This window comes from Corallococcus exercitus (genome assembly GCF_003611585.1).
Taxonomy (GTDB): domain Bacteria; phylum Myxococcota; class Myxococcia; order Myxococcales; family Myxococcaceae; genus Corallococcus; species Corallococcus exercitus.
In genome coordinates, this window is the sequence record NZ_RAVW01000564.1 from 1 (window position 1) to 5,143 (window position 5,143).

Annotated in this window: 1 protein-coding gene; it reads right to left on the reverse strand. The window is 75.2% G+C overall.

Annotation, left to right across the window (positions count from 1 at the left end; all coding sequences use genetic code 11):
• Positions 1-2: 2 nt before the first annotated feature.
• On the reverse strand, positions 3-4,964 hold the full coding sequence (locus tag D7W79_RS38590; protein WP_244222210.1) for a hypothetical protein: 4,962 nt from the start codon (positions 4,962-4,964) through the stop codon (positions 3-5).
• Between the last annotated feature and the right edge of the window lie 179 nt (positions 4,965-5,143).

The following is a 5,143-nucleotide window of genomic DNA, read 5'->3' on the forward strand; positions in this document are numbered from 1 at the left end:
CCTCAATCCCACCCACCCAGTTGGACGCGCACGCGCCGCAGCAGGAGCTCCCACTCCTGCCGCTTGAGGGTCGCCATCACGCGTCCGGTGACGATGCTCAGGCCCGCCAGGGTCATCACCAGGAAGCCGATGCGGTGGTCCCGGAGCCCCGCGTCGAGCAGGTTGGCCACCACGTCCAGGAGGAGGAACAGCGTCCCCAGCGCCAGGTAGGCGCGGATGCGCAGGGCCATGCCCACCGCCACGCCCAGAAGACAGACGGCGCCAAAGACAATCGCATACGTCCCATCCGCGGACTCGCCCATCCGGGCGGCCAGCTTCGCCGCCGCGGGCACGTACAGGAGCAGTCCGCCCAGGATGCGCACCGCGTTGCGCGCCGCGTGCGGGAGGCTGGACGTGAAGAGCTGCCCCATCATCAGGAGCAGCAGCCCCAGCGGCGCCAGGTACACCTCCAGCCCTTCCAGGCCGAACGCGAGCGCGGCGAGGAGCAGCGCCAGGTTGCAGGCGGCCGCCGCGAACGCACCGAACATCCGGCTGCGCTCCACCGCGCCCAGCGCCGCGTACAGCAGGCCGGAGCCTCCCGCGAACAGGGCGGCCTCGCCCGTCGCGTCGCCGGGGAGGACCAGCGCCACCGCGATGGGCAGCAGCGCCGCGAACCGCCGGGTCGCCTGCTCCACGGGGCGCACGCCCGCCCTGCGCGCCAGCACCGTCACGCCCACCAGGACGAAGCCCAGCGACAGCGCGAAGAGGGCGTCATGTTCCCGGCGCAGGCCCTGCGCGTACAGCCCGCGCACCAGCGCGTAGACGCCCACCACCGCGACCTGCACGAAGTACACGTGGCGGCCCGTGTGCTCGCGCCACGCGGCATGCAGGGACACGCCCACCGCCAGCCCGATGGCCGCGAGCGCGACGGGCAGGACATCCTCCGAGGCCCGGCCTCCCATGGCGACGGCCGCGAGCAGCACCGCGCTCGCCACCAGCCACAGGTCGCGGCCCCAGCCCATGCCCCCCGCCACGTCGCTCCGGCGGCGTGCCGTCGTGCGGCGTGCGACGTGAAGAACCAGCGCGCTCCCCGCGGCGGCCAGCGCCAGCATGGCCCCGGACACGGTGAAGAGGGGCAGGTACGCGGGGGCCATGGCTTGCGACAGGAGCACCATCCCCGTGGCGACGACGGCGCCTCCGGCCACCATCGTCCCGAGCCCCGCGATGACCCCGGCGAGCGCCCCGCGCCACTGGAACGCCGCCACGAGGAGCGCCGCCGCGAGGAGCGCCAGCGTCAGGGGGAACGCGGCGGAGACCATCCACGTGCCGCCCAGGCCCTCGAACATCCGCCACACGAGGACGGGAACGGCCGTCGTCGATGACGTGTCTCCCGTCACGGCCAGCGCATACAGCAGCGCCGCCGCGAAGCAGGGCAGCACGGCCAGGTGCGCGCGAAGCCGCGTCCGGCCCTCGTCATGGCCCCGCCGCTTCGCGAGCCACGGCGCGAAGACGACCACCGCGAGCCCCATCAGCGCGAGCGTGGGCCCGGGCCAGGCCTCGACGCTCGGCGCCAGGTGGGCCTGGGCATGGACGAGCAGCAGCAGTCCGACGCCCACGACGCCGCGCCCGGGCCCGCGCGCACCGCCCACGAAGAGCACGGCGCCGGTGGCGAGGAGGAGCTCCGCCGCGGTCAGGCCGGGCTGGAAGAAGGCCGCCGCCACCACGAGCGCCACGGCCGTGAGGGTTTCCCGGCGCAGCGCCTGGAGGAAGGGCCCCGGACGCTCATCGGTCCCCAGGGAAAGCAGCCGCCGGAAGAACGCGCGTCCCGCGTCCACGCGGGCCACCGAGACCGCGAACCCCGCGTAGACGAGCCCGGCGGCGGCGATGCCCGCGAACGCGTGCTGCCACAGGAGGAACCGGGTGGTGCCCGGGGGCATCCAGGCGTCCGGGTGCAGCCAGCTCAGTGATGGGCTGATCAACCGCGCCGCCGTGGCGCGGATCCACTGCCCGTCCGGAGGCAGCAGGGCCACCAGCGAGCCTCCGAGCAGGGACTGCTGCGCGGCCCAGAGCGCGGCGCCGGGAAGCCCCAGCAGGAGGCCCAGGTGCGCCAGGAAGCGCGAGCGGAACGAGGCCGCGAGCAGGACCGTCAGCAGCGCCGGGCCCAGCACCAGGAGCGGCGGCACCAGCCCCAGCGCACGTGAGGCTCCCGGCAGGCCCACGACGAAGGCGGAGCGCAGGAGCAGCACGGCCAGCACGGCCACGCCCAGGTGGGGCACCGCGTGATACAGCGGCCCGTGCCGGGGCTTCTCCAGGCGCTGGGCCACCCACGGCCCCACGCGCCGCAGCACCAGCGCCAGCGCCCACAGCGCGACGCCGATGAGCGGCAGCCGCCAGGCGGTCACGTCCGGAGGAAGCGGCCGGCCCGCGCGATTGACGACCGCGGTGAGCGCGATGAACCCGCCGCTCGCGGCGAACGTCACCACCGAGCCCCGCAGGTCGAACGCCACGAAGCCGCGCGACACGAACGCCAGGAGCGCACCGGCCGTAAGCAGGGCTCCGGCAAGCAGGGCCTCGGGCCGCTCGGCGCTGGTGGGCAAAGTGGTCCAGTTGAGGAGCGTGACGACCGTGAAGAGGGCCTGCACGAGCGCCGCGCCCGCGAAGCCATCCGTGAAGAGCGGCCGTCCCCGCGCGCCGAACGGCAGGGGGAGGACGTCCAGCAGCCTCCGGCCCTTCGCCGGTTCGAGGTCACGGCCGCGAAGCATGGCGAGGAGCGCGAACCCGAAGCCCAGGGCCGAGGCCACCAGGGCGGCCCGCGACGAGACGAAGTCGGAGACCGTGCCCAGGGCCTGGGACACCGTGAGCGCGAGCCCCGTGGCCGCCAGGAAGCTCACGAGCCGGCTGCCCTCGCGCCGGACGCGGAGCAACAGAACGCCCGTCGCCACCGCCGTGGGCACGCAGGCGAGCAGCGCCGCATGGGGGCCCGCGACCAGGGCGAGCGCATCCGGGAGCACGGGCGTGACGCCCAGGGCCCGCACCACCCCGAGCACGGCGATGCCCAGGGACAGGTCTTCCAGGGGCCGGAGCGCGTCACGCAGGCCCTGGCGCTCCAGCCACGCGGACTGCGCCAACCCACCCAGGCCGTACAGCACCGCCGCGAGCGCGAAGACGGAGAGGTTCGCCGCGCTGGAGGCGAGCCACGGCGTCGCGTCCACGGCCGCGAGCCCCCCGAAGAGCAGCGCGACACCGCCCAGGTAGTGCAGGCCCCGCCACCTCCACCGCCCCGCGAGGTGGGCCGCGGCCGCGATGACCGCACCCGTGAAGGCCCGGGGCCAGGGCAGGTCCGTCCCCTGCGTCCATGCCAGCACCGTGAAAGCGGGCATCGTCGCCAGCGAGGCGACGACACCCCAAGCGAGCATCCGGTTGCGCAGGACGCCGGAGGACGTCACGCGCGCCAGGAGCAGCAGCCCGGCCGCCACCACCGCGACGCCGAAGCACCACCACGCCGGCGCGTCAGGCGCCTGCACGTGCGCGACCAGCGCCCCCGCGAGCAGCGAGGCCATGACGGCTGGATGCACCAACGCCCGCCGCCGGAACTCCAGCAGGAAGAAGACGAGCGAAGCCAGCACGGGCGCGCAGGCGGACGCCGTGTCCACCCAGGGTTGCTCGCCCGGGAAGGTCGAGAACGCGCCCAGGGCCCCCGCGAGCGCACCGCTGGCGACCACCGCGTGCGCCAGCGTCTCGAACACCGGGGCCGCGCGAGGATACGCCGCCCGGACGGCATCCGAGGACGACGCCACCGCCACCACCGCGCCCAGCGCCACCGCCCACAGCACGAGGCCCGCGAACAGGGGGCTCCCGGGCTCCAGCGCATCGAACCCGGAGGGGCCGCTCGCCACGCAGAAGACCGCCAGCCACAGCGCGCCATAGAGCGCGGCGCCCACGCCGACGAACGAAGCCCTGCCCGCATCCGCCGCCCGCGCCCGCCACACCGAAGCCCCGAGCGCCACCACGCCCGCGAACGCGCACAGCACCCTCGGCCACGGCGCGTCCTCCCAGCCCATCAGCGGGAGCCCCGCCAGGAGCGAGGGGAACAGCGCCACCGCGAGGGTCGTCGCGGACGTCCCGTGCCACAGCCGTCCGGCGGCCCGCAGCGGGAGCAGCGCGACAGCGGCGACGCCGAGCGCCGTGGGAACGCCAATCCCGGGGGCCAGCGCCACCAGGGCCGACAGCGCGATGAACACCACGGGCAGCAGGGCCAGCCCGATGCTCGCGAGGACGCGCCCCGCGGAGCGCGAGCGGCGCGCCAGGAACGTGCCCAGCCCGATGAAGGCCGCGTGGTAGCCCAGGAGCGCGCCCGTGACGATCAACTGCCGGGGCACGCCACCGAGCGCCCGCCACGCCTCGCGGACCCCCATGAGCGAGCCGCCCAGCACGAGCACCGCGCCCAGGAACCACCAGATGTACTCATGCAGGCGGGGAGGGTTGTCGCCCTCATCGAGCGCGAGCACCGCCTCCAGTCCGCTGCCTCCCATCGAATCCAGGTGCCCCCGGGCGAACAGCGCCTGCCCGGAGCCCAGCGCCGAGCCCAGGTCCTCCTCGCTGGAGGACTCGCCCTCGTCCAGGGACGACACCCGCCGCCGTGCCGCCTGCTCCCGCTCCGCCCGGGCCGTTTCGTCCAGGGAGTGCGCGAGCGACGCCAGCCACCCCGGACGCCACCCGCCCGCGCGGCGAAGCGAATGGGCCACGTCATCCGCCCAGGCCTCCACACGAGCCGCGGAGTCGAGGGGCGGTGTCTCCGGGACCGCGACCGGCGGAGGCTCGGGCACCTGTGGAACCGTCACGACGACATCGGCGGGAGCCAGGAGCGAGGCCTCCAGCCGGTCCGCCGTGACGGGGTCCAGCAACCCATCGAAGCGCCAGCGCTCCAGCCGCCGTCGCATCCGCGCCAGCACGACGTCGTCCAGGTGCCGCCCGGTGGCGGGCACGAGGGCGGCGCCGCACTCCGGGCACAGGGGCCCGGAGTCGGTCGCACGCGGTTCCGCACAGGCAGGGCAGAGCATGAACACCAGCATACAGGGCCCCCCACCCCGGGCGTGCCGTCCCTGGTGACACAGTCACCTCACGGCCGCCCGGGGTGGGGGGCCCTGTATGCTGGTGTTCATGC